Genomic DNA, 25,323 nt, shown 5'->3' with positions numbered 1-25,323 from the left:
GTCTCGGGACCGTTCAGCCGGTCGGCTCGGGGCCGGCGCTCGTGGTGCTCGCGGGCGTCGTGCTCGGCGGGACGCTCGGGGAGGTCGTCTCGCCCGTGCGGCCCTCGATGGTGACCACCACGTCGCCCGGATCCACCTCCACCTTGGCCACCCACGACCCCCGAGGGGCCCGCTCGGCGTCGACCGAGACGGTGACGGTGTCCCGCTGTCCGGGGGCGAGCGTGCCGTGTGTGTGGCTCAGCCGCAACCAGGGCGCCGCCGTCCCGACCTGCCAGGCGACCGGCACCGGGCCGGCGTTGCGCAGCGTGACGACCGTGCGATCACCGGTGGAGGTGACCGTGACCAGGGGCGGCGTGGCACTCGGCACGCCGGCCGGCGCGGGCGGTGACGGGACCGCCCCGGGCGCGACCTCGGCCGGTCCCGCGGCGGGCGACCCGGCCGGGGAGATCGGCGCGAAGCCGTTCCCGTGGGGTGTGTCGGCCACCGCGGGACTCATCGTCGCCGCCGCCGGCGAGCGCGCGGGCCCGATCGGTGGTGTGAGCGCGACGGGGCCGTTCGGGCCGTCCGCCCGCGCCGACGCGATCGTGACGGCCTTGGCGCTCGACTCCCCGGCCGACCCGCCGGACGCCTGCCACAGGGCCAGCGCCGGCGCGGCGACGACCGCGGCCACCACGACCGCCGCGATCACCGTGGCCCGGCGGCGATTGCCGCGCTCGACCACGCGGGCGCGAAAGACCGGGAAGCCTGCCCGGTCGAACTCGGCGACCCGACGGGCGAGCTCCGGCGGGCGCTGGGCCGAGCGCCCTTTGCCCACCTCGCCCAACACCTCGATCCGCAGCGCCGCCGGCGGGGCGATCAGCGCGAGCCCGACCGGGGCCGCCGCCGCGCCGGTGGTCGGCGCCAGGCAGGTCGCGGCGCGGCGCACCCGCGGTCCGCACCGCCGACATGTCTCGACGTGCGCGATCAGCCGCTCGCGCAACGCGGAGGTGAGCCGCGCGCCGGCCAGTTCCCGGCCCTCCGCGCACCCGTGCGAGGCCGCGGCGCCCGCGACCGCCGCCCGGGTGCGGTCCACCTCGCGGCCGGCGCCCAGGAGCAGGCTGCGGGCGTGTTGCTCGTCGCAGCCGAGCACGGCGGCCAGCCCGCGTGGGTCGAGCCCGTGCCGCACCGACAACTCCAGCGCCTCGCGCCGCTCCGGGGTCAGGCCCACGGCCTCGGGCCAGGCGAGTTCGTCCAGGTCGCCGGGCCGCGCGGAGGCGCGACCGGCCTCGGTGCCCGGGAACAGGTCGACGGGATCGTCGGCGTCCGAGGCCGGCGGCAGGCAGCGCTCGTGCGCCCACACCACCCGCACGTCCTCGGGCCGCGCGGGGCCGCTGCCCACCCGCACGTGCGCGTCCAGACGGACCAGGCACTCGTAGCGGGCGAGCGCGTACAGCCACGGTTTGAGCAGGTCCAGGTCGGGGAGCCGGCCGATGTGACGGTCGGCCAGCACGAAGGTGCTGCGCAGTGACTCCGCAGCCGCCCGATGATCGCGCAGCACCGAGAGGCAGTAGGTGTAGAGCCCTTCGGCGTAGGCGTCGTAGGCGGCGCGTCCCCACGAGAGCACCGCGGCGGGGGGAGTGGAGCAAGGAGCCCCTCCCGGGGCAGCCGCCGGGCCGGTTACCGAATCCTTCACGCTCGTGAACGTAGGTGTCCGAGAGCCGCCGACTCAGGTGATTTGCACTTTCATACGCCTTTCGAGGTCGACAATCATACTTTCGAGTGAATGTCCGTCACCTTTGGCCGGATTTTTCATCGAGCGTCCACGCGACGCCCCGGACCACGGACCGCGAGCGAAACCCCCGTCGGATTCGCCGAAACGCTCACTTCCCACGTGGCGGCCGGTGCCATGTCCGGATTCGCCGAGATCGTGATCGATATCGACTGGCCGTTGGCCAGCGTTCCGGAATTCGGACTCGCCGTGAGCCAATCATTTTCCGATATGCCCAGGGACCACGTGACCGGTCCGTTCTCGGCGGTGAGCCGCACGACCCGCGCGGCGCCGTCGGACCCCAGCTCCAGCACACGGCTCGACCACGCGAGCGTGCCCCGGGGCGCCGGATTGCCCTCGGTGGAGCCCAGCGACCGGGGCCGGTTCACCGGAAGGCCGGCCGCCGAAGCCGGGCCGCCCGCCGGGGGCTTGGCGCTCCTGCTGCTCCGGGTGGTCGGCTTCGCGCTGCCGGCGCGCGTGCTCGGCAGCGCGGTCGGGCCACGCGACGCGGTCGGCCCGGGCACGGACGCGCTGCTCGGCGCGACCGAGGGCGCCGCCGGCGGGTGCACGGCCGCGGGCTGATCCGGCACCTGGGCCGACCCCAGCGCCACCGGCGTGCCCTCACCCCCGGCCCCCGGCCGCACCAGCACGCCCAGCGTCGACACCAGCGCCGCGACGACCGCGCACGCCACCACCATCGGCACCCGCGAACGGGGCCGGCCGGTCCCCCTCGGGAAGGCGCCGCGGTCGGCCGACGCGCCGACACCGCCCCACCCACCGAAGGCCGCCGTCCCGTTCACGAGCAACTCGGTCCGGATCGAGTACGGCGCGGCGGGCGATCCGCCCGCCGCCAACAGCTCCCGCGCGTCCACCTCGCCCGGTCGCAGCGCCACGCAGTCCGGGCACGAGTCCACGTGCAGGTACAGCGGCGGGCGCAACGTCGCCTCCACCGCCGCGCCCTCGTCCGGCAACAACAACGCGAGCTCGGGGCAGTCCCGGCGCGCGTGCGTGGCCACCGCGTACACCGCCAGCGCCTGCTCGAACTGCGCCCATCCGCGTGCCAGCGCGCGCTCCACCCGCCGCTCGGACAGCGCCAGCACATCGGCCAGTTCCGCACCGTCCAGGCCGTGCCGCACACACAGGTCCAGCGCGATCCGCTCGACCTCGTCCACCGCCCACAGCGCGTAAGGAACCAGCGGCGGCAGCCGATGCCGGTCGGGCACCGTCCACGCCGCACCACCCGCGGCCAACACCTGCTCGACCACCCCGGGCCCGCGCCGGCCACCGGCCGCCCGGGCACACTCGGCGCGCGCGAGCGCGTACAGCAGCGCCCGGGTCCGCCCGGCCTCGCGCAGCAGCCGGATCCGCTCGGGCCCGACGGCCAGCGTGTCCCGCACCACCCGCACGGCGACCTCGGGGTCGTGCACGAGCCCCACGCAGAAGCCGAACAGGGCGTCGCCATGGGCGTCGTACAACGCGACCGCGTCGGGCACCGCCCCCGTCACGTCCGTCGTCCCCGACCCCTGCCCCGCAACGTCCCCACGCGCCATGCCGCCACACGGTAGGGAGAACGGCCCATGGTCACCATCTCTTTGCGGGCTCGGTGACAGGATCAAGACATTCCGACCGTGATCGACCGGACGCCGGTCATCGATGTCGGCGCGGGCCGTTAACGTTCCTGGCATGGCCAGGACCACTACGAAGGATCGCCCGTCGTACCGCTGCACCGAATGCGGCTGGACCGGGCCGAAATGGCTGGGCCGCTGCAACGAGTGCCACGCGTGGGGCACGGTCGAGGAGTTCGGCGCGCCCAAGGCCCGTTCGATCGTCGCCGGCCCGGTCACCACGGCAGCGCTGCCGATCGGCCGGATCGACGTGCAGACCGCCAAGTTCCGTTCGACCGGCGTCGACGAGCTGGACCGCGTGCTCGGCGGCGGCCTGGTCCCGGGCGCGGTCGTGCTGCTCGCGGGCGAGCCCGGGGTCGGCAAGTCCACCCTGCTGCTGGATGTGGCGAGCAAGTCCGCCTCGCCCGCCGCGCGCACGCTCTACATCACCGGCGAGGAGTCGGCCGCCCAGGTCCGACTGCGCGCGGGCCGGATCGGCGCGCTGAACGAGGAGCTCTACCTCGCCGCCGAGACCGACCTCGCCGCGCTGATCAGCCACGTCGACGCGGTCAAGCCCGCGCTGCTGGTGGTCGACTCGGTACAGACCATCGCCTCGCCCGCGATCGACGGCGCGCCCGGCGGCGTGTCGCAGATCCGCGAGGTGACCGGCGCGCTGATCCGGATCGCCAAGGAACGCAACATCGCCACCGTCCTGGTCGGCCACGTCACCAAGGACGGCTCGATCGCCGGCCCGCGCCTGCTGGAGCACCTGGTCGACGTCGTGCTGCACTTCGAGGGCGACCGACACGCCCGGCTGCGCCTGGTCCGCGCGATCAAGAACCGCTACGGCACGGCGGACGAGGTCGGCTGCTTCGAGCTGCACGACGAGGGCATCACCGGCCTGACCGACCCCAGCGGCCTGTTCCTGACCCAGCGCCAGGAGCCGGTCTCCGGCACCTGCGTCACGGTCACCCTGGAGGGCAAGCGCCCCTTGGTGGTCGAGGTACAGGCACTGGTGGCGCCGTCGCAGATCCCCACCCCGCGTCGGGCCACCTCGGGGCTGGACTCGGCCCGGATGGGCATGGTGCTCGCGGTGCTCGAGCGGCGCGGCGGGGTCCGCCTGGAGAAGACCGAGATCTACACCGCCACCGTCGGCGGCGTGAAGCTCACCGAACCGGCCGCCGACCTGGCCGCGGCCCTCGCGCTCGCGGGCGCCGCCGCCGACCACCCGCTGCCGTCCAAGCTGGTCGCGATCGGCGAGGTCGGCCTCGCGGGCGAGATCCGCCGGGCCACCGGCGTGCAGCGCCGGCTCGCCGAGGCGTTCCGGCTCGGCTTCACCCACGCGCTGGTGCCGCCCGACCCCGGCAAGGTCCCCAAGGGCATGAAGGTGATCGAGGTGGCCGACATCCGCGAGGCGCTGCGCGCGTTCAACCTGGTGTCGCACCGCGAGCGAAAGCCCGATCGCGAGTGACGGGCCGACCCGCCGGCACCCCGGGAAGCGGACCCGGAGGGGACACCGGCGGGACGCTCCGATGCCGGCCGACAACTTTCCGGGTGCCCCGAGGAGTGACCGGGCGTCGCCTCGGAGATACTCGACAAGCGGAACGGCATGCGCGACCTGTGCCGAAACACGGCTTCGGGCCGGATAAGGCGACCGGTCGGCGGTCGGGAGGCACTAGACTTTTCCACCGATCTTCCGACGTAGCGGCCGACCTGTGTCGACCGCAGGTCCTGAGGCGCTCCCGGCCGTGCATACCGGAGCAAATGCCCGGGTGACGGCCGATGGCCGGCCGAGGATGGCAACGACCACGGGGAGTTCTGTGGCTACGAATGACCGGACCGACAAGGGCACGAGTGCCGACGCGGCCCTCGTGAGGGCCGCGCTGCAATCCGTGGCCCCGGGCACCGCCCTGCGCGACGGCCTGGAGCGCATTCTCCGGGGCAACACCGGCGGCCTGATCGTGCTCGGTTTCGACAAGGCGGTGGAGGCGCTCTCCACGGGCGGTTTCGTGCTGGACGTCGAGTTCTCCGCGACCCGGCTGCGCGAGCTGTGCAAGCTCGACGGCGGGGTCGTGGTCGACCGCGAGTGCACGAAGATCGTCCGGGCGGGCGTGCAACTCGTCCCGGACCCGTCGATCCCGACGGAGGAGACCGGCACCCGGCACCGCACCGCCGAGCGGGTCAACAAGCAGACCGGCTACCCGGTGGTCTCGGTGAGCCAGTCCATGCGCCTGATCGCGCTCTACGTCAACGGCAAGCGACACGTGTTGGAGGACTCGGCGGCGATCCTGTCCCGGGCCAACCAGGCGCTCGCCACGCTGGAGCGCTACAAGCTGCGGCTCGACGAGGTGTCGGGCACGCTGTCCGCGCTGGAGATCGAGGACCTGGTCACCGTGCGGGACGTGTGCGCGGTGTCCCAGCGACTGGAGATGGTGCGCCTGATCGCCCGCGAGATCGACGGCTACGTCACCGAATTGGGCGTCGACGGGCGTCTGCTCTCGCTGCAACTGGAGGAGCTGATCGCGGGCGTCGAGGACGACCGCAAGCTGGTCGCCCGCGACTACGTGCCCGAGCGCGCGATCAAGCGCGGCCGGACCGAGGCCGACGTGCTCGCCGAGTTGGACGGTCTCGCCCACGCGGACCTGCTCGACCTGCAGACCGTGGCCCGCGCGCTGGGCTTCACCTCGGGGCACGAGGTGCTCGACTCGGCGGTCAGCCCGCGCGGCTACCGACTGCTGGCGAAGGTCCCCCGGCTACCACCCGTGGTGATCGAGCGGCTCGTGGAGCACTTCGGCGGTCTGCAGAAGCTGCTCGCGGCCAGTGTCGACGACCTCCAGGCCGTGGACGGCGTCGGCGAGGCCCGCGCGCGCAGCGTGCGCGAGGGGCTGTCCCGACTCGCCGAGTCCTCGATCCTGGAGCGCTACGTGTAGCCCCGGGCTCCGCACGTCACGACGTCGCACACACGACGAAGGAGGGCCCCGGCGCAAGCGCCGGGGCCCTCCTTCGTCGTTCGGATGCGGATCGCCGCTACTTGCCCACCGCCGCGGTGAACACGAACTCGCCGGACGGCTCCAGGCCCGCCAGCGTGCCCTTCGCGCGGTAGGCGGCCTTGTCCGCGGGCGCGGCCTTGCTCTGCCCGCCGTTGGTCGCGCACTGCGCGGCGTTGGAGCGGGTCCAGGACCAGTCGCGAGTGATCGAGACGGCCTGCGCGTCGCCCTGCTGCAACTGCCGCACGTCGGTGGCCGCGCCGGCGACGCAGTCGGCCGAACTCCACAGCCGCTCGGGGCCGGAGAGCACCTCGATGTAGGCGCGGCTCGGCGCGAGGTCGACGTAGCAGGTGGGCCCGGTCTGATTCGTGACGATCAGCTTGAGCGCCACGTTCTGCGAGGCGTTGTAGGCCGTCTTGCCCGCGTCCACCGGCTGGATCTGCACCCGGATCATGTTCGGCGTGCACCACGTGCCGCCGTTCGGCGCGGCCTTCCCGCCGGAACTCGCCGCGCCGGAGTTGCCCGCGGTACCCGCGGACTGCCCGCCGCTCGGGACGGGTTGCCCGCCGGGCTGGCCGGACGTGCCCGCCGACGCGCCGGAGGTCCCCGCGCCGGGCGTACCGGTGCCACCGCCCGGGATCGGCGGATTGGCGCCATTGGTCGGGTTGGGCCCCGGCGTGATGGCGCTCGGATCGGGCGAGGCCGAGCCGCTCGGGGCCGGCTTCTTGTCCGCGGCGTTCTTCTTGTCGTCGGAGTCCCCACCGGCAGTGCATGCCCAGGCCACCAGCGCGATCAACAGCGCGAGGGCGAGCAGCACGACGACCCGCCGACGCCAATACACGGTTGACGGCAGGTGACCCACGGGACGGCGCATCGAGTCCACGCGCAAACTCTAGGGGAGATCGTTACGCCGTCCGGTGTAGCCACACCGTCCGACGCGTTGGAATTTCTCGCCGTGTCGTGCCCGAAGAAGCCCTGGTCGCAGGCCTATTCCGGCATTTGCGGGCAGAAGCCACCGTCACTCGCCCGAGTGACCGCCCATAACGTGCGAGGATCGGGGAGAGATGTCACACGCACTGCACGAGCCGATCCTCGACTGGTATTCGGCCCATCGACGCGATTTGCCCTGGCGAACCCCCGACGCTTCCGCGTGGGCGGTCGTGGTCAGCGAGTTCATGCTGCAACAGACCCCCGTGGTCCGGGTGTTGCCGGTCTACCAGGCCTGGCTGCGGCGCTGGCCCACACCGGCCGCGCTGGCCGCCGACGAGCCGGGCGAGGCGGTGCGGATGTGGGGCCGGCTCGGCTACCCGCGCCGCGCGCTGCGGCTGCACGGCGCGGCGGTCGCGATGGTCGAACGCCACGACGGCGAGGTCCCCTCCACCCACGCGGACCTGCTCGCGCTGCCCGGGGTGGGCGAGTACACCGCCGCGGCCGTCGCCTCGTTCGCGTTCGGGCAGCGCCACATCGTGCTGGACACCAACGTGCGCCGGGTGATCGGCCGGGCGATCGACGGCGTCGAGTACCCCCCGCAGGCCACGACGCCGGCCGAGCGCCGTACCGCGACCACGCTGCTGCCCGCCGCCGCGGAGACCGCCGCGACCTGGGCGGTGGCGATCATGGAGCTCGGTGCGCTGGTGTGCACGGCGAAGTCGCCCAAGTGTGTGGGCTGTCCGGTCGCCGCGCTGTGCGCGTGGCGCCTGGCGGGCAAGCCCGCGTACGAGGGCCCGCCGCGCCGGGGCCAGACCTACGCGGGCACCGACCGGCAGGTCCGCGGGCGGTTGCTCGCGGTGCTGCGGGATAGCCCCGGACCGGTGTCGCAGTCCGCGTTGGACGCGGCGTGGGACGAGCCCGTCCAACGCGCGCGGGCACTGGACGGGCTGGTCGCGGACGGCCTGGTCGAGCCGTTGGCGGCGGGCGTGTACCGGTTGCCCGCCGGGCCGCTCAGCGGCAGTACTTCTTCTCCGCGTCGATCGGATTCGTCGGAATCCGCATCGAGTTCCGTTTCACCGACCCGGTGAGGTTCTTCCAGAACCGCGATACCGACATGGGTTCGCGGGTCGCCTGCTGGAGTTCGCGAATACCGCCGCAGTTCAATGCCCGGCGGGCCGCCTCGACCTTGGCCGGATCGACATTGCGCAGGTCCAGCTGCGTACCCGGCTGGGTGAAGTCGGCGAGAATCCATTCGATGTAGGTCAGCTTGTCGTGCCCGGACCGGGTCCGATAGTCGAGGTCCAGGTGCGCGCCGAGCGGATTCGCCAGACCGAAGATGTCGATCGCCAGACCCGACGTCGGCACCAGCACCGCGGGCTGCCCGAGGGCGCCGTAGACCACCGAGTCGGTGATCGGGACGTGGTACTTGAGCGGTGCGGAGCGGAAGTCGAAGTTCAACATCCAGAACTTGTCGGGCTCGTGGTAGTAGGTCAGATAGACGAACTGCGCCCCGGGCGTCGCGATGTCCTTGTTCCACTCCGTGCCGACCCCTTCGAGCCGCTTCACGAACGCGTCCCGATAGACCTTCGAGGTGACCGGGTTCTCCTCGCCGGTCCAGGTCACGTACCACGAGCGGGTGTCCTCGATGTTCTTCGGCCCGAAGCCCTGGTACGGCACCCGCATCGAGGCCGCGCAGACCAGCGACCACGCGGCCAGCCCCGCCGCGGTACCCGCGTACAGCCGCTGCAACGGCAGCACCAGGACCGGCAGCAGGAACGCGAACGTGCCCGGCAGCAACAGACGGGCGTGCATGAAGTCGCCGCCGACCACGATCACGTAGCCGAGCAGCACCGTGCCGACGACCAGGGCGGTCGCGGTCAGCACCCGGATGCGATAGCGCTCGAAGTCGCCGACCGAACGGCCGATCGTGGCCAGCAGCCCGACCGCGACCGCGGTCAGCAGCAGCGGTGCCCAGATGTTGTACGGGCTCGCGTAGTCCTCGAAGTAGGTCCATCCGCGACCGACGTCGGTCTTGGTGCCCTCCTTGGCTATCGCCGTGTTGGGCAGCAGGACGCCGTAGTAGCCCATCCGGAAGATCTGGTAGAGCACCGGCAGCAGACCGCCGAACACCGCGAGCACGGCCAACCGCCTGCCGGTCGGCCGCAGCAGCAGCCACGCGGCCACCGCGAACACGATCGTGCCCAGCGCGAGGTCGGGCCGGACCAGCACACCCATGCCGAGCGCGAACGAGGTGCACGCCTGGCGCGCGAACGAGGAGTTGCGGTCCAGTCGGGCCAGCAGACACCAACTCGTGCCCAGCCAGACGAAGATCAGCCCCATCTCCAGGCCGGATGTGGCGAAGTCCCAGAACGGCGGCAGCGCGGCGATCGCCAACGCACCTGCGGGCAGGGGCCATCCGCCGCCCGGGAGGTCGAGGTAGAGCCGTCGGGTTCCCGCGGTCGCGAGCGCCAGACCGCCGACCGCGCACAGCAGCGAGCCGTACACCGCGATGGTGACCAGGTCGATCCCGGTCACCCCGCCGACCAGCGCGAGCAGCCACGGCCAGAGCGTCGAGGTCGCCGCCTCGGCGCGCTCGCCCACGTTGAAGTTGGGCCCGTTCCCGTCCAGGATCTGCTGCGAGACGCGAACGAAGATCAGTCCGTCGTCGCCGATCCAGCGCCGCCGGAAGCCGGCCAGCCCGAGCAACAGGGCCGGCACCAGCACGACGGCGATCGCCCATCCGGTCCGCGCGTCGAGCCGCTGCCACGGCCTATTTCGCGACATTTCCGGATCGATATTCGCCGCGCCCTCGGCCTCATTCTTTTCGGCCAAGGTGCTTCCTACGGCCATCGTCCTGCCCCCGAACTCCAGTCGTCCCGCACACCGATCCGCCCGATAATATCATCGGGAAAATTAGCGGTCCGAATTGCCCCCGAACCACGTTCGACAATGCGATCGAAAACCGAGTCGATCATCCGAGTGGGCACGGCGACATTTCGACATCCATATCCATTCTTTTCCAACGTAACGAAGCCCGCAGGAAAACGCATTTCCGTACCTCGCCCCGAACCGGCCGGCGTCGACCGACGCCCGGGAGCCCGGCGGCCCCCCGGCCGGACGGATCGCCACCTCCGCCGCCGGAACCCGCCCGGGAACCTTTTGCCCCGAATCCCGGCGCGCGGCGAGCCACCCGCGAATACTGGACGTACACGCGCCGGCTACGGAACGCGATGCGGCTCGGTCGCGGGCGCACACCGAGGATCGAAGGGGGACGCGGTGACGGAGGACTCCGGGCGCGACGAGCCCACGGCGGGCGACGCGATCCAGTGCATGGGTTGCCAGGGCACCGGCCTGGACACCTCCGGCCGGGTCTACCGCAGCCGACACCGCGAGGTGTCGACGATCTGGGCCGGCACCCGCTGCCCGCACTGCCGAGGCACCGGCTGGCTGCGCAACGGACCGGTCGATCCCCCGGAAGGCTCCCCCGGCGGGCCGTGGCGCACCGGCCGATGAACCGGCGAATCTAGCGCGCGTTCCCGGAGGCGGATCCGCGCAGGTAGCGGCGAAAGCCCTGCGCCGACTCGCCCTCGAAGCCGCAGGCCCGATAGAACGCGAGCACCTCGGCGCTGTCCGCCGACAGGAGTTGCACCTTGTAGCAACCCGCGTCGGCGGCGACCGTGCCGGCGGCGACCAGCAGTCGGCGGCCGATTCCGCGTCGCCGGTGGGTCGACGCCACCACGACGTTCTCCACGAACATGATCGGGTGGCCACTCCGCGTGAGGTTGGGCAACACCGCGCAGTCGGCGGTGCCCGCCACCATGCCGTCCAGATCGGCGACCAACACCGTGCGACCGCGCTGGGTGGCGATGTCCGCCCAGATCAGATGGGCGTCCTCGATCGGCAGAGGCACGTCGTCGGGATGGAACTCGGCATACAGCGCCAACAGCCCGGACAGATCCCGAGCGGTCGCCGGGCGGATCGTCATGGTCATACCGAAAGCCTACAAATCGCGACGGCCTCGACCGGGATATACGCGCACCACACATCCGCCGCCGGATGCCCCGCCGAGCACCCCACCCGCCCCACCGGCCCTACTCGCCCCACCCGTCGCGTCAGCCCGCCCGCCCCGACCGCCCGGCGGCCTTGACCGGCCGATAGGTCATCCCGAGCCCGTCGTACACACGAGCGCCTCGGGCGGCCCGTGCACCGCCGGCCGGTCGTGTCGGCACAGCTCGGCCCCGGCCACCACCACGGCCGCTCCGTCCGCGTCGGCCCAGGCCCGGCGCCCGCCGGTCAGCCCCTGCGCGGTCCGGACACACATCGCGTCACCATCGCAGCGGCGCAGCAATTCGTCGTGATCGGTGATCTCCCACACGGCTCGAATCCTGTCGGACGACGCCCCGGTGGATCGCCCCCGGGCTCGGGACCCCACGGTCCCGTCCGCCCGGCCGGTAACCGGCCGACCCCCGGCGGTCACTCACCCACTCGGGTGAATCCACGGTCCTCGCCGACAATCCATCACCGCTCGAATTCCCGCTGCTGGCAGCCCTTCACGGGTGCCCGGCGGGCGCCGCCCCGACCGGCTCCGGTTGTCGCATCGGCCGATTAGCCGTCTGCTGGTGAGCGGAGCTCCCACACGACGACCGCCGTGTCGCGACATCCCTGTCGCGGCGCCGGGAACAGGAGCGTTGGCTCGTGAAGACGAACGTCACCCCGCAGGAACTGATCGGCCGCAAGGTCGTCGATTCCGAAGGCAGCAAGATCGGGACCATCGGCCAGGTGTATCTGGACGACCGCACCGGCGAGCCGGAGTGGGTCACCGTCAAGACCGGCATGTTCGGCGGCCGCGAGAGCTTCGTGCCGCTGGGCCCGGCCGACATGCAAGGCGACGACCTGCGTGTGCCCTTCGACAAGGAACTCGTCAAGGAGGCGCCGAGCCTGGGCACCGACGAGCACCTGTCGCCGGAGGAGGAGGCTCGCCTCTATCGGCACTACAGCGTCACGCCGTCGACCGGCATGACGCGCACCGGGACCACCGAGGGCACCGGGACCGCCGGTACGGCCGGCGGAGCAGCCGGTGCCGCCGGCGCGGCCGAGACGCGCCGGCATCCGGACATGTCCAAGTCGCAGCTCGCGGGCTCGGACAACGGCTTCGAGGAGTTGACCGGCAAGCACGACCCGTCGGTGCGCACCAACGACCCGCCGACGCGGATCGGTACGCCCGCCGCGACCACGGCCGCGGCCTCCGGCACCGCGACCGGTCGGCCGGCGATGGAGGCGGACACCGCCAAGGCGGGCATGTCCTCCTCGACCACGACCCGTTCGACCTCGGCCGACTCGGGCACGGCCCGGGGCGCGGCGATGTCCGCCAAGGCCGGTTCCGACGACGCGATGACCCGCTCCGAGGAGCGGCTGGACGTGCACGTCGAGACGATCGAGGCCGGGCGCGCGGCGCTGCGCAAGGTGATCGAGACCGAGCGCGTGGACAAGGTCGTCCCGGTGACGCACGAGGAGTGGGAGATCGTTCGCGAACCGATCGACAACTCCAATCGCCGTGCCGCGCTGGACGGGCCGGACATGCGTGAGAACGCGCACGAGATCGTGCTGCACGCCGAACGTGTGGTCGTCCGCAAGGAGGTCGTCCCGGTCGAGCGCATCCGGCTCGTCTCCAAGAGGGTGCAGGGCGAGCAGCGGGTGACCGAGGAGGTCCGTCGCGAGCGGATCGAGTTGCACGACGGGGACAAGGTGCAGGTCCTCGACGGCAAGGGCGAACGGCTGGACAAGAACAAGAACACGAACATGTAGGGCCGTCCGGCCGGCTCCGCGAAGCCCCCGATCGTCTCCCGGTGCCTTTCTCCGGCGGCGTCCGGGGGCTTCGCCCCGCTCGGGGCACGGTTCGGGAAATTCGCGGGAAATCACCTCTTCCACCGGGCGTTACTCGCCAGTAGGGTCCGAGGCATGGACCTCACGGTGTTCGCCATTCCGGCCTTCACCCTGCTCATGGTCGTGGAATGGGTGTCGTACCGCTTCGCCCCCGACGACGACGAGCGCGGGTACGCGGTGAAGGACACCGCGACGAGCCTGACCATGGGTCTCGGCAGCATCGCGGCCGGGCTCGGGTGGGGGTTGTTGACCGTCCTGGCCTGGGACGGGCTGCACGAGCTGACCCCGCTGCGGGTGGGGAACACGTGGTGGGCGTGGGTGCTGGTGATCGTCGGCGTCGACTTCTTCTACTACTGGGAGCATCGCGCCGGACACGAGATCCGGCTGCTGTGGGCCAGTCATGTCGTGCACCACTCCAGCCGGCACTACAACCTCTCCACCGCGCTGCGGCAGACCTGGACCGGGGCGCACCACATCGTGTTCATCGGGCCGATGTTGCTGCTCGGTTTCTCGCTGACGATGGTGGTCACCTCCTTCTCGATCAACCTGCTCTACCAGTTCTGGATCCACACCGAGCGGATCGACAAGCTCTGGAAGCCGATCGAGTTCGTCCTCAACACGCCCTCGCACCACCGTGTGCACCACGGCTCGAACCGGCAGTACCTGGACCGCAATTACGGCGGCATCCTGATCCTGTGGGACCGCCTGTTCCGCAGCTTCGAGCCCGAGGGCGAGCCGGTGGACTACGGGCTCACCAAGAACATCGAGACGTACAACCCGCTGCGGGTGGCCTTCCACGAGTACGCGGCCATCGCACGTGACGTCCGGGCGGCGCGCGGCTGGCGGACGCGGTTCGGCCGGGTGTTTCGTGGTCCCGGCTGGCAGCCCGCGGTCGAGGCGGCCGAGCCCGCGAGCGTCGCCCGGGCGACCGCGTGAGGGCACGCGCCCTGGTCGCGGCGTACCTGACGCTCGGCGTCGCCGACACGGTGTTCGCCGCGACCGATGTCGACGGGCCCCGCTGGGTCACCAAGACGCTGCTGATGCCGGTGCTGATCGCCTTCGTGTGCGTGGCCGCCCGGCCCGGCGCCGAGCGCGTTCGGGGGCCGGCGATCGGCGCGCTCGTGGGCGGGTTCGTCGGCGACGTCGGGCTGCTCGTGGACCACGACGCGACCTTCATGGTCGGCATGGCCGGGTTCGCGGTCGGGCACGTGTGCTACCTGATCGCCTTCCGGCGCCTGGGCGGCACGTTCCGGGCCCGGACGGCCGTCGGATACCTGCTCGCGTGGGCCGCGATGATGGCGCTGGTGTGGCGCGGTCTGGACGACCTGCTGGTGCCGGTGCTCGGATACAGCCTGCTGCTCACCGCGATGGCGGTCGGGGCCGCGGGAGTGAGCCGGCGGACCGGGATCGGCGGCGCGTTGTTCCTGCTCTCGGACGCGGTGATCGCCCTGGGCATCGCCGACGTGGACCTGGTGCCGGGTCAGGACGCGGTGGTGATGCCCACCTACGTGGCCGCCCAGTTGCTCCTCGCGCTCACCTGGGCCGCCTGGCCGTTCGCCGGTCCGGGCACGAACGAGGCGGCGGACCGTCGGTCCACCGCCTCGTCGGGCTAAGCGTCAGTCGGCGTACCTCGCGGCCGCCGCGGTGTACTCCGGCTCCGGGTTCATCGCCGCGGCGAGTCGCAGGAACGGCGCGGCCTCGGCGCCGCGACCGGCCCGCTCCAGGGTCCGGCCGAGCGCGTGCGTGGCCCACGCGTCACACGGGTCCAGCTCGATCACCCGGCGCAGCGTCTCCTCGGCCCGGCGCAGTTGCAGCGAGAGGAAGTACGCCCGACCGGCCAGTTGCTGCACGGCCACGTTGTCGCGCTCCTCCTCGAGCACCGGCTCCAGGAGGCGCAGCGCGCCCAGCGGGTCGCGCCACTCGACCAGTGCCTCGGCTACTCGGTAGTTCTCCAGGGTCAGCGTCACGGTGGCTCCCTTCGCGATGCTCGTGACGGCGTCGGACACCCGGCAGAACCGAATACCCCGGCCAGGTATTCCGGCCGAGGCATCCCGGCGCGGTGGCGGGCGGGTCAGGCGCCCGGGACGAGCACCGCGCGGCCGTTGATCCGGCCGTGGTGCAGCCGGTCGTACACGTCCGGCGCCTGGTCGAGCGGGAACCTCTCCACGTGCGCGCTCACCGCGCCCCGCCGGGCCAGGTCGATCAGCTCGATCAGCTCGGCCCGCGTGCCCCAGTAGGGCGTGCTGACCGAGCACTCGAACGGGATCAGGCCGAAGCCGACCGGGAGGGTGCCGCCGCCGATGCCGACGATGGTCAGGTCGCTCTCCGTGGCCGCGCACTTCGCGGCCAGGTCGACGGTGGGTTGCACGCCGGCGAAGTCGAGCACGAGCTGTGCGCCGAGGCCGTCGGTGGCCTCCCGGACGATGTCGGCGGCCTTGTCGTCGGACTTGATCGCCAGGTGTGCGCCGGACGCCCGGGCCAGCTCCAGTTTGTCCTCGCTCACGTCCAGCGCGATCACCCGGGTGGCGGAGAGCGCGCGCAGCAGTTGCACGCCGATGTGGCCGAGGCCGCCGACGCCCAAGACCACGGTGGTGCTGCCCGCGTAGAGCTTGTCCAGCGAGCGCTTGATCGCGTGGTACGGCGTCAGGCCGGCGTCGGTGAGCGGAACGGTTTGCACCGGGTCCAGGTCGCCGATCGGCACCAGGTGGCGGGCGTCGTCGATCAGCACGTAGTCGGCGAGCGCGCCCGGCGCGCCCAGTCCCGGCGGCCGGATGCCCAGTTCGGCGGCGCGAGCGCAGTAGTTCTCCTTGCCCTGTGCGCACGCGTGGCAGGTGCCGCAGCCCCACGGTCCGTAGACGACGACCGCGTCGCCGAGTTCGACGCCGGTGACCCCGTCGCCGAGCGCGGCGACGATGCCGGCGCCCTCGTGGCCCAGGGTGAGCGGGGCGTCGGGACCGAAGCTTCCGGTGGGCTGACTCATCACGAAGATGTCGGAGTGGCAGACGCCGGCAGCGGTGACCTCGAGCAGTACCTGACCGGGGCCCGGTTCGGGCGCGGGGATCTCCCGCACCTCGACCGGCTTGCCGAACTCGACGTATTGGACGGCCTTCATGGGTTTCTCCCTTTCCGGCGTACCGGCCCCCAGTGATGACACGGGTGGTGCTCGGGTGGCACGGCGGGCCGGCGACGTCACTTGTCAGACTATTGTTCGCCAACCGAATGGATTACGGGGTGGGGGTATCCGCTGGGCCGGGCTACGGCGCGGTGTAGCCGCCGTCCACCAGGTGGTAACTGCCGGTGATGAACGCGGCCCGATCGGAGAGCAGGAAGGCGACCGGGTCGGCCACCTCGTCGACCGTGCCGAGTCGGCCCATCGGGTGCAGCCGGGCCAGCGCGGCGTGCGCCTCGGCGTCGGACTCCTCGAGCAGCGGGGTCTCCACGAAGCCCGGGCCGACCGCGTTGATCCGGATGCCGCGCTGCGCGTACTCGATCGCGGCGGTCTTGGTCAGGCCGAGTACGCCGTGCTTGGCGGCCACGTAGCCGACCGCGTTCGGGAAGCCGACCGAGCCCAGGATCGAGGCCATGTTGACGATGGCGCCACCGCCGGACTCCAGCATCGCCGGGATCTGCCGGCGCATGCCGTAGAAGACGCCGCTGAGGTTGATGTCGATCACCTTGCGCCAGCCGTCCGGCGGGTATTCGCCGGTGTGCGCGTGCGGACCGGTGATGCCGGCGTTGTTGACCGCGAGGTGCAGCCCGCCGAACGCCTCCACCGCCGCGCGCACCAGCAGCGCGCAGGACTCCGGATCGGCCACGTCCACGCGCATCCCCCGGGCGCTGCCGCCGGCCGCCTCGATCTCGGCGGCCACGCGGGTCGCGCCGACGTCGTCGAGGTCGGCGACCACCACGTCGGCGCCGTCGGCGGCCAGTCTGCGGGCGATGGCCGCTCCGATGCCCGAGGCGGCACCGGTGACGATGGCGGTCTTGTCGGCGAAGTCGGCGCTCATGCCTTCGATCCTGCGAGCGCCCGACCGTCGGCGCCCGTCGGACGGGCCCTAATGGGGGATGCCGCGGCGGGCCTCTAGAGGCCGCTCAGGGCCACATCCAGCCCGCGCCGGACGATGTCCGCCTTGATCCCGTCCGGGAGATGGGCCAGTTCGGTGTCGAGCAGCAGCACGCTCAGGCCGTGCACCGCGGACCACATCACCACGTCCGAGTACTCGCGCCGCTCGGCCGGCAGCCGACCGAGTTCGACCAGTTCGTCCAGCGCCTGCGACATCAGCGCGTAGGACTCCTCCGACTGGTCCGGCGTGCCGGGCAGCTGCCCCTCGGCCTCGCCCGCGGCCTGGGCCGCCTGCCGACGACCGACCATCGACTCGCCCTCGCCGGCCCCGTAGAAGATGGTCCGGAACAGGCCGGGCTCGGCGAACGCGAAGCGCACATAGCCGAGCCCCGCGGCGCGCAGCCGGCGCATCGCCTCGTCGCCCGGGTCCGGGCACGGCTCGCCGTTCGCCAACTCGGCCCGCATCGCCGCCGCGAGCAGCGCCAGGCCGCGATCCTTGACCGCCACGACCAGCTCGTGGTGGTTGGCGAAGTGCCGGTAGGCGGCGGTGGAGGACACTCCCGTCGCCCGCGCCGCCTCACGCAGCACGATCGCCTGCGGGCCGCCCGCCCGGGCCCGTTCCACGGCGGCCTCGGTCAGCGCGTTGCGCAGGTCGCCGTGGTGGTATCCGCGACGACCCGAGATGCCGGCGGCTTGCTCGCTTGCCATGGTTCTCCGTTCGATCCAACCCCATGTTGACACTGCGCACATTCAATGCCAAGTTATCAATGCCAACATTGTTATCGGCGTCAACATCGTTTTGCCCAACCCTGGCACCTCCGTCCCCCGGGGACCACATGGAAGGTCGATGATCATGCTCGAACGACTAGGGGATCTCGTATTCCGCCGGGCCCGCATGGTGCTCGTGGTCGGCGGACTGCTCTTGCTCGTCGCGGCCGGGGTGGGCTTCGGCGCCTTCGGCAAGCTCCAGTCGGGCGGCTTCGACGCGCCGAACTCGGCCTCGACGCGGGCCCAGGACGAGATCGAGGACACCTTCGGCGGCCAACCCAACCTGGTGGTCGAGGTACGCGCCAAGGACGGCTCCGGCGTCGACACACCCGCCGTCGCGGACGCCGGCCGCCGGCTCACCGCGGCCCTCGCCGCCGCGCCGGGCTTCGACCAGGTGGCCTCGTACTGGACCACCAATGCACCCGGCCTCAAGGCCGACGGGGGCCGCGGCGCGCTGCTCGTCGCCCATTCGGTCGAGGAAGACGTCAGCGAACTGCCCAAGAGCGCCCAGTTGCCCCCGGACAGTCCGCTCAAGGTGCGCATAGGCGGCGACGCCTCGATCGGCCCGGCGGTCAACGGCCAGGTCGGCAAGAGCCTGGCGATCGCCGAGTCGATCGCGGTTCCGCTGACCCTGCTGCTGCTCGTGCTGGCCTTCGGCAGCCTGATCGCCGCCCTGGTCCCGCTGGTGATCGGCTTCATCGCGATCATGGGTACCTTCGCCGAGCTGTACGTCCTCGGCAGCCTCACCGACGTCTCCATCTTCTCGATCAACCTCACCACCGCCCTGGGCCTGGGGCTGGCGATCGACTACGCGCTGCTGATCGTGGCCCGACACCGCGAACTGCTGCACGCCGGCCACGACCTGCACGACGCGGTGGTCGGCACGCTGCGCACCGCGGGTCGCACGATCCTGTTCTCCGCCGCGACGGTGGCCGCCGCGCTCGCCGTGCTGCTGGTCTTCCCGCAGTACTTCCTGCGCTCCTTCGCCTACGCGGGCATCGGCGTGGTGGCCATTTCCGCGCTCGCCGCGCTGATCGTCGCGCCGGCCCTGCTGACCGTGCTCGGGCCGCGCGTCGAGTCGATGCGGATCAAGGGCGTCAAGGGGGTCCAGGGCGCGGAGGCACCGATGTGGTCGCGGCTCGCCGGCTTCGTCACCCGCCGGCCCGCGCTCACCGCGCTGCCGGTGGTGGCGGTGCTGCTGTTCGCCGCGTCGCCGCTGCTCGGGGTCAAGTTCGGCACGCCCGACGAGCGGGTCCTGCCGACCAGCACCGAGGCCCGCCAGGTCGGCGACACGCTGCGCGCGGACTACAGCCTCGACGACACCCGCACGCTGGACGTGGTGCTGCTCGGCACCGGCGCCGAGGCCCCGGTGGACGGCTACGCCGCGCGCCTCGCCGCGCTGCCCGGCGTCACCCGGGTGGACAGCGCGGGCCCCGACCGGATCCGGCCGAACGCCCGCCTGCTGTCCGTGATCACCACACTGCCCGCCAAGTCGGACGCCGCGCAGGACCTGGTCCGCGACGTCCGCTCGATCCCGGCGCCGGAGCGCACCGAGGCCCTGGTCGGCGGCACGGACGCGCGCCTGGTCGACACCAAGACCTCGATCGGCGACCGGCTGCCGCTGGCCTTCGGGCTGATCGTGCTCAGCACGTTCGTCCTGCTGTTCCTGTTCACCGGGAGCATCCTGCAACCGCTGCGCGCGCTGCTCCTGAACGGAATCAGCATCGTGGCCGCGGTCGGCGTCACCGTGTGGGTCTTCCAGGACGGGCATCTCTCCGGCCTGCTGGGCTTCACACCGCTGCCCATGGACACGTCGATGACGGTGTTGTTGTTCTGCATCGCGTTCGCCCTGTCCATGGACTACGAGGTGTTCGTGACCAGCCGGATCAAGGAACTGCACGACGCCGGCGAATCCGACGAGGACGCGGTCCGGCACGGCCTGGGCCGCACCGGACGGATCGTCACCACCGCCGCCGCGCTGCTCGCGGTGACCTTCGTGGCCTTCCTGACCAGCAGCGTGAGCTTCCTGCAGTTGTTCGGCTTCGGCGCGGCGCTGGCGATCCTCCTGGACGCGACCCTGGTCCGCGGCGTGCTGGTGCCGGCCGCGATGCGCCTCCTGGGTCGGCACGCGTGGTACTCCCCGCGGGTCCTGCGCCGGCTGCACGACCGGGTGGGCCTGCGCGAGTCGGCCGCGGAACCGGCGGAGTCGGCCGCGCCGCCGGCCCGGTCGGGTAGCGCGGACAGGGTCGACGAGCACGTGGCCGACGGCGTGCGCTGATCCCTCGCGCCGGTCGTCGTACCGGACACCACGCCGGTCGCCGACGACGGTCGTCCACCACGGTCGTCACGCGAAAAGGGGCCGCCCCCGGGTAGTACTTCCCGGGGGCGGCCCCTTCGTCGTGTGCGGTCTCCCGCGGCCGACTACTCCTTGGTCAGGTTCGGGCCCGAGCCGGTCGCCTCGATGGGCGGCGCGTCCGGCAGCGGGGCCTTCTCCATGCCCTCGAAGGTGAACTGCTCGTCCTTGCCCTCACCCTCGGTGTCGACCACGATGATCGACCCGGAGCGCAGCTCGCCGTAGAGGATCTTCTCGGAGAGGTTGTCCTCGATCTGGCGCTGGATCGTCCGCCGGAGCGGACGGGCACCCAGCAGCGGGTCGTAGCCCCGCTTGGCGAGCAGGGCCTTGGCGGCCGGACGGAGCTCGATGCCCATGTCCCGATCGCGCAGCCGCTCGTCCACCTTGGCGATCATCAGGTCGACGATCTGGATGATGTCTTCCTCGGAAAGCTGGTGGAAGACGATCGTGTCGTCGACACGGTTGAGGAACTCGGGACGGAAGTGCTGCTTCAGCTCTTCGTTGACCTTCGCCTTCATCCGGTCGTAACCGGTCTTGACGTCGGACGATCCGGAGAAACCGAGGCCGAAGCCCTTCGAGATGTCCCGCGTACCGAGGTTGGTCGTCATGATGATGACGGTGTTCTTGAAGTCCACCACCCGACCCTGGGAATCGGTCAGGCGACCGTCCTCCAGAATCTGCAGCAGCGAGTTGAAGATGTCCGGGTGGGCCTTCTCGACCTCGTCGAACAGAACCACCGAGAAAGGCTTGCGGCGCACCTTCTCGGTGAGCTGGCCGCCCTCTTCGTAACCCACATATCCGGGCGGCGAACCGAACAGCCGGGACACCGTGTGCTTCTCGGAGAACTCGCTCATGTCGAGCTGGATGAGCGCGTCCTCGTCGCCGAAGAGGAACTCGGCGAGCGTCTTGGACAGCTCGGTCTTACCGACACCGGACGGGCCGGCGAAGATGAACGAACCACCGGGACGCTTCGGGTCCTTGAGTCCGGCGCGGGTGCGCCGAATGGCCTGGGAGAGCGCCTTGATGGCGTCCTTCTGGCCGATGACCCGCTTGTGCAGCTCGTCCTCCATGCGGAGCAGACGGGCCGACTCCTCCTCGGTCAGCTTGAAGACCGGGATGCCGGTGGCGGTCGAGAGGACCTCAGCGATCAGTTCCTCGTCGACCTCGGCCACGACGTCCATGTCGCCGGCCTTCCACTCCTTCTCCCGCTTCGCCTTGTCGGCGAGCAGCTTCTTCTCGCTGTCGCGCAGGGACGCGGCCTTCTCGAAGTCCTGCGCGTCGATCGCGGACTCCTTGTCCCGACGCACGTTGGCGATCTTCTCGTCGAACTCGCGCAGGTCCGGCGGTGCGGTCATGCGCCGGATGCGCATCCGCGAGCCGGCCTCGTCGATGAGGTCGATCGCCTTGTCCGGCAGGAACCGGTCGGAGATGTACCGGTCCGCGAGCGTCGCCGCGGCCACCAGGGCCTGGTCGGTGATCGACACGCGGTGGTGCGCCTCGTAGCGGTCGCGCAGACCCTTGAGGATCTCGATCGTGTGCGGCAGGGACGGTTCCGCGACCTGGATCGGCTGGAACCGGCGCTCGAGCGCCGCGTCCTTCTCCAGGTGCTTGCGGTACTCGTCGAGCGTGGTCGCGCCGATCGTCTGCAGCTCACCTCGCGCCAGCATCGGCTTGAGGATGCTCGCCGCGTCGATCGCGCCTTCGGCCGCACCCGCGCCGACGAGCGTGTGCAGCTCGTCGATGAACAGGATGATGTCGCCTCGGGTGCGGATCTCCTTGAGCACCTTCTTCAGCCGCTCCTCGAAGTCGCCTCGGTAGCGGGAACCCGCCACCAGCGCGCCGAGGTCCAGCGTGTAGAGCTGCTTGTCCTTGAGCGTCTCGGGCACCTCGCCCTTGACGATCGCCTGGGCCAGGCCCTCGACGACGGCGGTCTTGCCGACGCCGGGCTCGCCGATCAGGACGGGGTTGTTCTTGGTGCGGCGGGACAGCACCTGCATGACCCGCTCGATTTCCTTCTCTCGCCCGATGACGGGGTCGAGCTTGCCCTCGCGCGCCGCCTGGGTCAGGTTGCGCCCGAACTGGTCGAGCACGAGGGACGTCGACGGAGTCCCCTCCTGGCCGCTTCCGCCCGGAGCGGCGGATTCCTTGCCGCTCGAGTAGCCGGAGAGCAGCTGGATGACCTGCTGGCGGACCCGGTTGAGGTCGGCGCCGAGCTTCACGAGGACCTGGGCGGCGACGCCCTCGCCCTCGCGGATCAGGCCCAGAAGGATGTGCTCCGTGCCGATGTAGTTGTGGCCGAGCTGGAGCGCCTCGCGAAGCGACAGCTCGAGGACCTTCTTCGCACGGGGCGTGAAGGGGATGTGACCGGACGGAGCCTGCTGGCCCTGGCCGATGATCTCCTCAACCTGCTGACGCACTGCCTCAAGCGAGATGCCGAGGCTCTCCAGGGCCTTCGCAGCGACGCCCTCACCCTCGTGGATGAGGCCGAGGAGGATGTGCTCAGTACCGATGTAGTTGTGGTTGAGCATCCGGGCCTCCTCCTGAGCCAGGACGACAACCCGCCGCGCGCGGTCGGTGAACCTCTCGAACATCGTTATCGCTCCTCAGAGCGGTCGTGCAGATCGGGGACGGTCCCCTCCCTGTCCTTCCGCATGCTAGTCCTGCACGCAGGACCGCTCGATTCGTCCGTGAAGACGTGCGACCCACGTGTTGCGGACCGCGTTGGACAACTAGTCAAACCCGATGGTGCGTGTCGGTGTTCCCGCCGGCCACGTCCTGAGGCCGATTCCGAGTACGCCAGAAGCGAACGCGGTATTTTCCGGCACCGGTCCGACCCGGCGCGAGCCCGGATTCCGCCTCCCCGTGTCCCCTCCATGTTCGGGTCATACCCCGGACGACACCTGCTGTATACCGGCAGGTCACGACCGGTGTACGGGCAACCGCGCGGGCGCCGGGGAAGGGCCGGCGCGGCCGTCCCTCGCATTGCGTCACTCATTGCGGCTGCCATATCACCTTTCGTAACCTCGCTGTCGTCCCGGAGTTGAACACGTTATGGCAGCCACGCTTGTTTTCGCGTCCCGTTCGGCGCCCGTCGTACCCGGCCCGCTGGACGAGGCCCTCTGGTACGCGCGCGCCCTCGGATGGCCGGCGGGTCCGGGATCGCTCGACCCGGCGCACGAGAGCGCGGCCGCGACCACCGATCCGCGCGTGCTCGCGGGCCACTGGGCGGCCACCCCGTCGGCCCCGGTCCGGCTGGCCGCGGGGGTGCGGTTCGACGTCCTGGACGTGCCCGGCGCGGCCGGTGTCCGGGCCCTGGACCGGGCCGAGCGGCTCGGCGTCCCGATCGGGCCGGTGGCCGCGACCGGGACCGGCCGGATCCAGTTCTTCGTGGCCCCGGGGGTCGCGGGCGACCTGCCCGCGCTGCTGGACTGGCTGGACTGGGCCGATCTGGACCTCGACCTTCGCGCGTACGGCGAGGGCGACACGGTGGCCGCGCCGTCGCCGTGGCCGGCCACGTGGCGGGCACCGTGGCCGCGGTCGTGGGAGCACGCGCGCTGGTTGCGGCCACCGGTCGACCCGGGCCGGGTGTGCCCCGCCGGGGACCTCGCGGCCCTCGGCGCGGTGCTGCACGTGGACGTGCGTTTCCCGGACGTGACCCGGCTGCTGAGCACGTTGGCGCACGCGTGCCAGCACGTACGGCTGTTCCCGAGGCCGCGGGCGACCGAGCCCAGGCCGCTGACCCACCACCGCCCGGCGCCGGCCTGAGGCCCGGCCGCGACGACGCCGACACCGATCCCGGCCCCGGCCCCCGGACCCCGGAAAACGACATGAGCGGTGCCCTCCCCCGAACGAATCGGGGGAGGGCACCGCTCGATGATGGCGTCGACGATCAGGCGTGGGCCTTCTCGTAGGCGTCGCGAATGTTGCCCGGCACGCGACCGCGCTCGCTCACGTCGTAGCCGTTCTCCTTGGCCCAGGCGCGGATCTTGGCGGTGTCGCCGGAGGCGGCACCACCCTTGACCACCTGGCGGACGCCGCGGCGAGCGGCGACCCGGCCACCGGTCTTACGGCCGGCCTCGACGTAGGTCGTCAGGGCCGCGCGGAGCTGCTCTGCGTGCGTGGCGCTCAGGTCGATCTCGTAGGAGACACCGTCGAGCGCGAACGTCACCGTCTCATCGGCCTTGCCGCCGTCGAGGTCGTCAACGAGAAGAATCTGGACCTTCTGTGCCACCAGGATTCCCTTTCATCGGGAGGGTTCACAACCAGCTCAAGAAAAGGAAACCGCTTTCTGCGGGAAAATACAAACCCACCGGCGCGGAACCCGTCGAGTCGGCAATACGTTACCGGGTTTGTGGTTGCGACTTCACCGCACACCACACCGTCACGGGCAAGAAGCGTCAAGAGGTTCGCCGGCGCGGGGCACGCGATCTCCACCACACTCGCCCGGTCTACGCGGATCGAGATCACTGCCAGAGATGGAGCAGCATCCGCGTGTTGCCAAGGGTGTTGGGTTTGACGCGTTCCAGATCCAAAAACTCGGCGACACCCTCGTCGTACGAACGCATCAGTTCACTGTAGACATCGCCGTCGATCGGTGTCTCCTCGATCTCGACGAAGCCGTGCTTCGCGAAGAAGTCGACCTCGAAGGTCAAGCAGAATATCCGTCGAACGCCGAGCCAACGCGCGGTCTCCAGGAGTTTGGTGAGCAAGAGGTGACCCACTCCGGAGCCGCGGCACACGGGATCCACCGCGAGAGTGCGTACCTCCGCCAGGTCTTCCCACATCACGTGCAGCGCCCCGCACGCGACCACCTCACTGTCCGCGTCCCGCTCCGCGACCCAAAACTCCTGAACATCCTCGAAGAGGGTGACAGTTGGTTTGTCGAGGAGGATACGCAGCCCCACGTACCCATCCACAAGGCGACGAATGGCCCGCACATCGGACGTTCTGGCACGTCGGATCGTCACTTCCATGGGCTGACGCTATCG

Annotated in this window: 22 protein-coding genes; 9 read left to right on the top strand and 13 right to left on the bottom strand. The window is 71.2% G+C overall.

What is annotated here, in order from left to right; translation table 11 throughout:
- Positions 1–13: 13 nt before the first annotated feature.
- A complete protein-coding gene (locus ACIRL2_RS24610) occupies positions 14–1,672 on the bottom strand; it encodes a hypothetical protein (RefSeq protein ID WP_402234547.1) in 1,659 nt (552 codons plus the stop codon).
- 116 nt (positions 1,673–1,788) lie between these two features.
- Complete coding sequence (locus tag ACIRL2_RS24605) at positions 1,789–3,297, bottom strand: hypothetical protein (protein WP_402234545.1); 1,509 nt, start codon at positions 3,295–3,297, stop codon at positions 1,789–1,791.
- Between the two features lie 133 nt (positions 3,298–3,430).
- On the opposite strand from ACIRL2_RS24605, the gene radA reads away from it, so the two are divergent.
- On the top strand, positions 3,431–4,822 hold the full coding sequence (gene radA, locus ACIRL2_RS24600) for a DNA repair protein RadA (RefSeq protein WP_395866868.1): 1,392 nt from the start codon (positions 3,431–3,433) through the stop codon (positions 4,820–4,822).
- Between the two features lie 349 nt (positions 4,823–5,171).
- Positions 5,172–6,281 (top strand): DNA integrity scanning diadenylate cyclase DisA, encoded by a 1,110-nt coding sequence (disA, locus tag ACIRL2_RS24595; RefSeq protein ID WP_020549623.1) that lies wholly within the window; start codon positions 5,172–5,174, stop codon positions 6,279–6,281.
- Positions 6,282–6,378: 97 nt separating this feature from the next.
- On the opposite strand, the gene ACIRL2_RS24590 is transcribed toward disA, so the two are convergent.
- A complete protein-coding gene (locus ACIRL2_RS24590) occupies positions 6,379–7,221 on the bottom strand; it encodes a hypothetical protein (RefSeq protein ID WP_395866866.1) in 843 nt (280 codons plus the stop codon).
- Positions 7,222–7,402: 181 nt separating this feature from the next.
- On the opposite strand from ACIRL2_RS24590, the gene ACIRL2_RS24585 reads away from it, so the two are divergent.
- Positions 7,403–8,356, top strand: coding sequence for an A/G-specific adenine glycosylase (locus ACIRL2_RS24585; protein WP_402234542.1), 954 nt, complete (start codon positions 7,403–7,405; stop codon positions 8,354–8,356).
- Here ACIRL2_RS24585 and ACIRL2_RS24580 read toward each other — a convergent pair.
- Positions 8,280–10,100 (bottom strand): hypothetical protein, encoded by a 1,821-nt coding sequence (locus ACIRL2_RS24580; protein ID WP_395866862.1) that lies wholly within the window; start codon positions 10,098–10,100, stop codon positions 8,280–8,282. The two genes, ACIRL2_RS24585 and ACIRL2_RS24580, sit on opposite strands and share 77 nt — an antisense overlap.
- 444 nt (positions 10,101–10,544) lie before the next feature.
- Here ACIRL2_RS24580 and ACIRL2_RS24575 point away from each other — a divergent pair, with 444 nt between their 5' ends.
- Positions 10,545–10,781, top strand: a complete 237-nt coding sequence (locus tag ACIRL2_RS24575) for a hypothetical protein (protein WP_395866860.1) — start codon at positions 10,545–10,547, stop codon at positions 10,779–10,781.
- Positions 10,782–10,791: 10 nt separating this feature from the next.
- Here the strand turns inward: ACIRL2_RS24575 and ACIRL2_RS24570 are convergent, their stop codons facing one another.
- Complete coding sequence (locus ACIRL2_RS24570) at positions 10,792–11,259, bottom strand: GNAT family N-acetyltransferase (RefSeq protein ID WP_402234540.1); 468 nt, start codon at positions 11,257–11,259, stop codon at positions 10,792–10,794.
- A gap of 168 nt (positions 11,260–11,427) precedes the next feature.
- Positions 11,428–11,643, bottom strand: coding sequence for a hypothetical protein (locus ACIRL2_RS24565; protein ID WP_402234538.1), 216 nt, complete (start codon positions 11,641–11,643; stop codon positions 11,428–11,430).
- A gap of 320 nt (positions 11,644–11,963) precedes the next feature.
- Here ACIRL2_RS24565 and ACIRL2_RS24560 point away from each other — a divergent pair, with 320 nt between their 5' ends.
- The 3 genes from ACIRL2_RS24560 (at position 11,964) to ACIRL2_RS24550 (ending at position 14,764) form a co-directional block, all read left to right on the top strand.
- Positions 11,964–13,073, top strand: a complete 1,110-nt coding sequence (locus ACIRL2_RS24560) for a DUF2382 domain-containing protein (protein ID WP_402234536.1) — start codon at positions 11,964–11,966, stop codon at positions 13,071–13,073.
- A 153-nt stretch (positions 13,074–13,226) separates the two neighbouring features.
- Complete coding sequence (locus ACIRL2_RS24555) at positions 13,227–14,087, top strand: sterol desaturase family protein (RefSeq protein ID WP_395866855.1); 861 nt, start codon at positions 13,227–13,229, stop codon at positions 14,085–14,087.
- Complete coding sequence (locus ACIRL2_RS24550) at positions 14,084–14,764, top strand: lysoplasmalogenase (protein WP_395866853.1); 681 nt, start codon at positions 14,084–14,086, stop codon at positions 14,762–14,764. Before ACIRL2_RS24555 ends, ACIRL2_RS24550 begins: the two co-directional genes overlap by 4 nt.
- A gap of 3 nt (positions 14,765–14,767) precedes the next feature.
- Here ACIRL2_RS24550 and ACIRL2_RS24545 read toward each other — a convergent pair whose 3' ends face one another.
- From ACIRL2_RS24545 to ACIRL2_RS24530, 4 genes are all read right to left on the bottom strand, one after another.
- Complete coding sequence (locus ACIRL2_RS24545; protein ID WP_395866851.1) at positions 14,768–15,118, bottom strand: tetratricopeptide repeat protein; 351 nt, start codon at positions 15,116–15,118, stop codon at positions 14,768–14,770.
- Between the two features lie 104 nt (positions 15,119–15,222).
- The gene (locus ACIRL2_RS24540) at positions 15,223–16,263 is read right to left on the bottom strand and encodes an NAD(P)-dependent alcohol dehydrogenase (protein ID WP_402234534.1); all 1,041 of its coding nucleotides are present in this window, start codon (positions 16,261–16,263) and stop codon (positions 15,223–15,225) included.
- Between the two features lie 142 nt (positions 16,264–16,405).
- Positions 16,406–17,158, bottom strand: coding sequence for an SDR family NAD(P)-dependent oxidoreductase (locus ACIRL2_RS24535; RefSeq protein ID WP_402234532.1), 753 nt, complete (start codon positions 17,156–17,158; stop codon positions 16,406–16,408).
- Between the two features lie 74 nt (positions 17,159–17,232).
- Positions 17,233–17,922, bottom strand: coding sequence for a TetR/AcrR family transcriptional regulator (locus ACIRL2_RS24530; protein WP_402234530.1), 690 nt, complete (start codon positions 17,920–17,922; stop codon positions 17,233–17,235).
- 145 nt (positions 17,923–18,067) lie between these two features.
- Here ACIRL2_RS24530 and ACIRL2_RS24525 point away from each other — a divergent pair, with 145 nt between their 5' ends.
- Positions 18,068–20,260 carry an MMPL family transporter gene (locus ACIRL2_RS24525; RefSeq protein ID WP_402234528.1) on the top strand — a complete coding sequence of 731 codons (2,193 nt, stop codon included), beginning with the start codon at positions 18,068–18,070 and terminating at the stop codon, positions 20,258–20,260.
- Positions 20,261–20,403: 143 nt separating this feature from the next.
- Here the strand turns inward: ACIRL2_RS24525 and ACIRL2_RS24520 are convergent, their stop codons facing one another.
- Positions 20,404–22,926 carry an ATP-dependent Clp protease ATP-binding subunit gene (locus ACIRL2_RS24520; protein WP_395866841.1) on the bottom strand — a complete coding sequence of 841 codons (2,523 nt, stop codon included), beginning with the start codon at positions 22,924–22,926 and terminating at the stop codon, positions 20,404–20,406.
- Between the two features lie 460 nt (positions 22,927–23,386).
- On the opposite strand from ACIRL2_RS24520, the gene ACIRL2_RS24515 reads away from it, so the two are divergent.
- Entirely contained in the window at positions 23,387–24,100 is a 714-nt protein-coding gene (locus tag ACIRL2_RS24515; protein ID WP_395866839.1) for an SCO3374 family protein, read from the top strand.
- A 124-nt stretch (positions 24,101–24,224) separates the two neighbouring features.
- Here ACIRL2_RS24515 and ACIRL2_RS24510 read toward each other — a convergent pair whose 3' ends face one another.
- Both ACIRL2_RS24510 and ACIRL2_RS24505 read right to left on the bottom strand, forming a co-directional pair.
- On the bottom strand, positions 24,225–24,566 hold the full coding sequence (locus tag ACIRL2_RS24510) for an Lsr2 family protein (protein WP_355542767.1): 342 nt from the start codon (positions 24,564–24,566) through the stop codon (positions 24,225–24,227).
- A gap of 232 nt (positions 24,567–24,798) precedes the next feature.
- Positions 24,799–25,308: an amino-acid N-acetyltransferase gene (locus ACIRL2_RS24505; RefSeq protein ID WP_395866837.1), complete on the bottom strand. Its 510-nt coding sequence runs from the start codon at positions 25,306–25,308 to the stop codon at positions 24,799–24,801.
- Positions 25,309–25,323: the final 15 nt, after the last annotated feature.

Origin of the sequence: Embleya sp. NPDC127516 (assembly GCF_044765325.1) — a bacterium.
Lineage (GTDB): Bacteria > Actinomycetota > Actinomycetes > Streptomycetales > Streptomycetaceae > Embleya.
The sequence above is the reverse complement of the archived record's forward strand: the minus strand, read 5'-3'. Positions and strand labels throughout refer to the sequence as shown.

What these genes read in the sequence shown, in the direction of transcription:
- ACIRL2_RS24605 (WP_402234545.1), bottom strand. Translation starts at nt 3,297, where the DNA reads ATGGCGCGTGGGGACGTTGCGGGGCAGGGGTCGGGGACGACGGACGTG.
- radA (WP_395866868.1), top strand. Translation starts at nt 3,431, where the DNA reads ATGGCCAGGACCACTACGAAGGATCGCCCGTCGTACCGCTGCACCGAA.
- ACIRL2_RS24585 (WP_402234542.1), top strand. Translation starts at nt 7,403, where the DNA reads ATGTCACACGCACTGCACGAGCCGATCCTCGACTGGTATTCGGCCCAT.
- ACIRL2_RS24570 (WP_402234540.1), bottom strand. Translation starts at nt 11,259, where the DNA reads ATGACCATGACGATCCGCCCGGCGACCGCTCGGGATCTGTCCGGGCTG.
- ACIRL2_RS24555 (WP_395866855.1), top strand. Translation starts at nt 13,227, where the DNA reads ATGGACCTCACGGTGTTCGCCATTCCGGCCTTCACCCTGCTCATGGTC.
- ACIRL2_RS24540 (WP_402234534.1), bottom strand. Translation starts at nt 16,263, where the DNA reads ATGAAGGCCGTCCAATACGTCGAGTTCGGCAAGCCGGTCGAGGTGCGG.
- ACIRL2_RS24535 (WP_402234532.1), bottom strand. Translation starts at nt 17,158, where the DNA reads ATGAGCGCCGACTTCGCCGACAAGACCGCCATCGTCACCGGTGCCGCC.
- ACIRL2_RS24530 (WP_402234530.1), bottom strand. Translation starts at nt 17,922, where the DNA reads ATGGCAAGCGAGCAAGCCGCCGGCATCTCGGGTCGTCGCGGATACCAC.
- ACIRL2_RS24525 (WP_402234528.1), top strand. Translation starts at nt 18,068, where the DNA reads ATGCTCGAACGACTAGGGGATCTCGTATTCCGCCGGGCCCGCATGGTG.
- ACIRL2_RS24520 (WP_395866841.1), bottom strand. Translation starts at nt 22,926, where the DNA reads ATGTTCGAGAGGTTCACCGACCGCGCGCGGCGGGTTGTCGTCCTGGCT.
- ACIRL2_RS24515 (WP_395866839.1), top strand. Translation starts at nt 23,387, where the DNA reads ATGGCAGCCACGCTTGTTTTCGCGTCCCGTTCGGCGCCCGTCGTACCC.
- ACIRL2_RS24505 (WP_395866837.1), bottom strand. Translation starts at nt 25,308, where the DNA reads ATGGAAGTGACGATCCGACGTGCCAGAACGTCCGATGTGCGGGCCATT.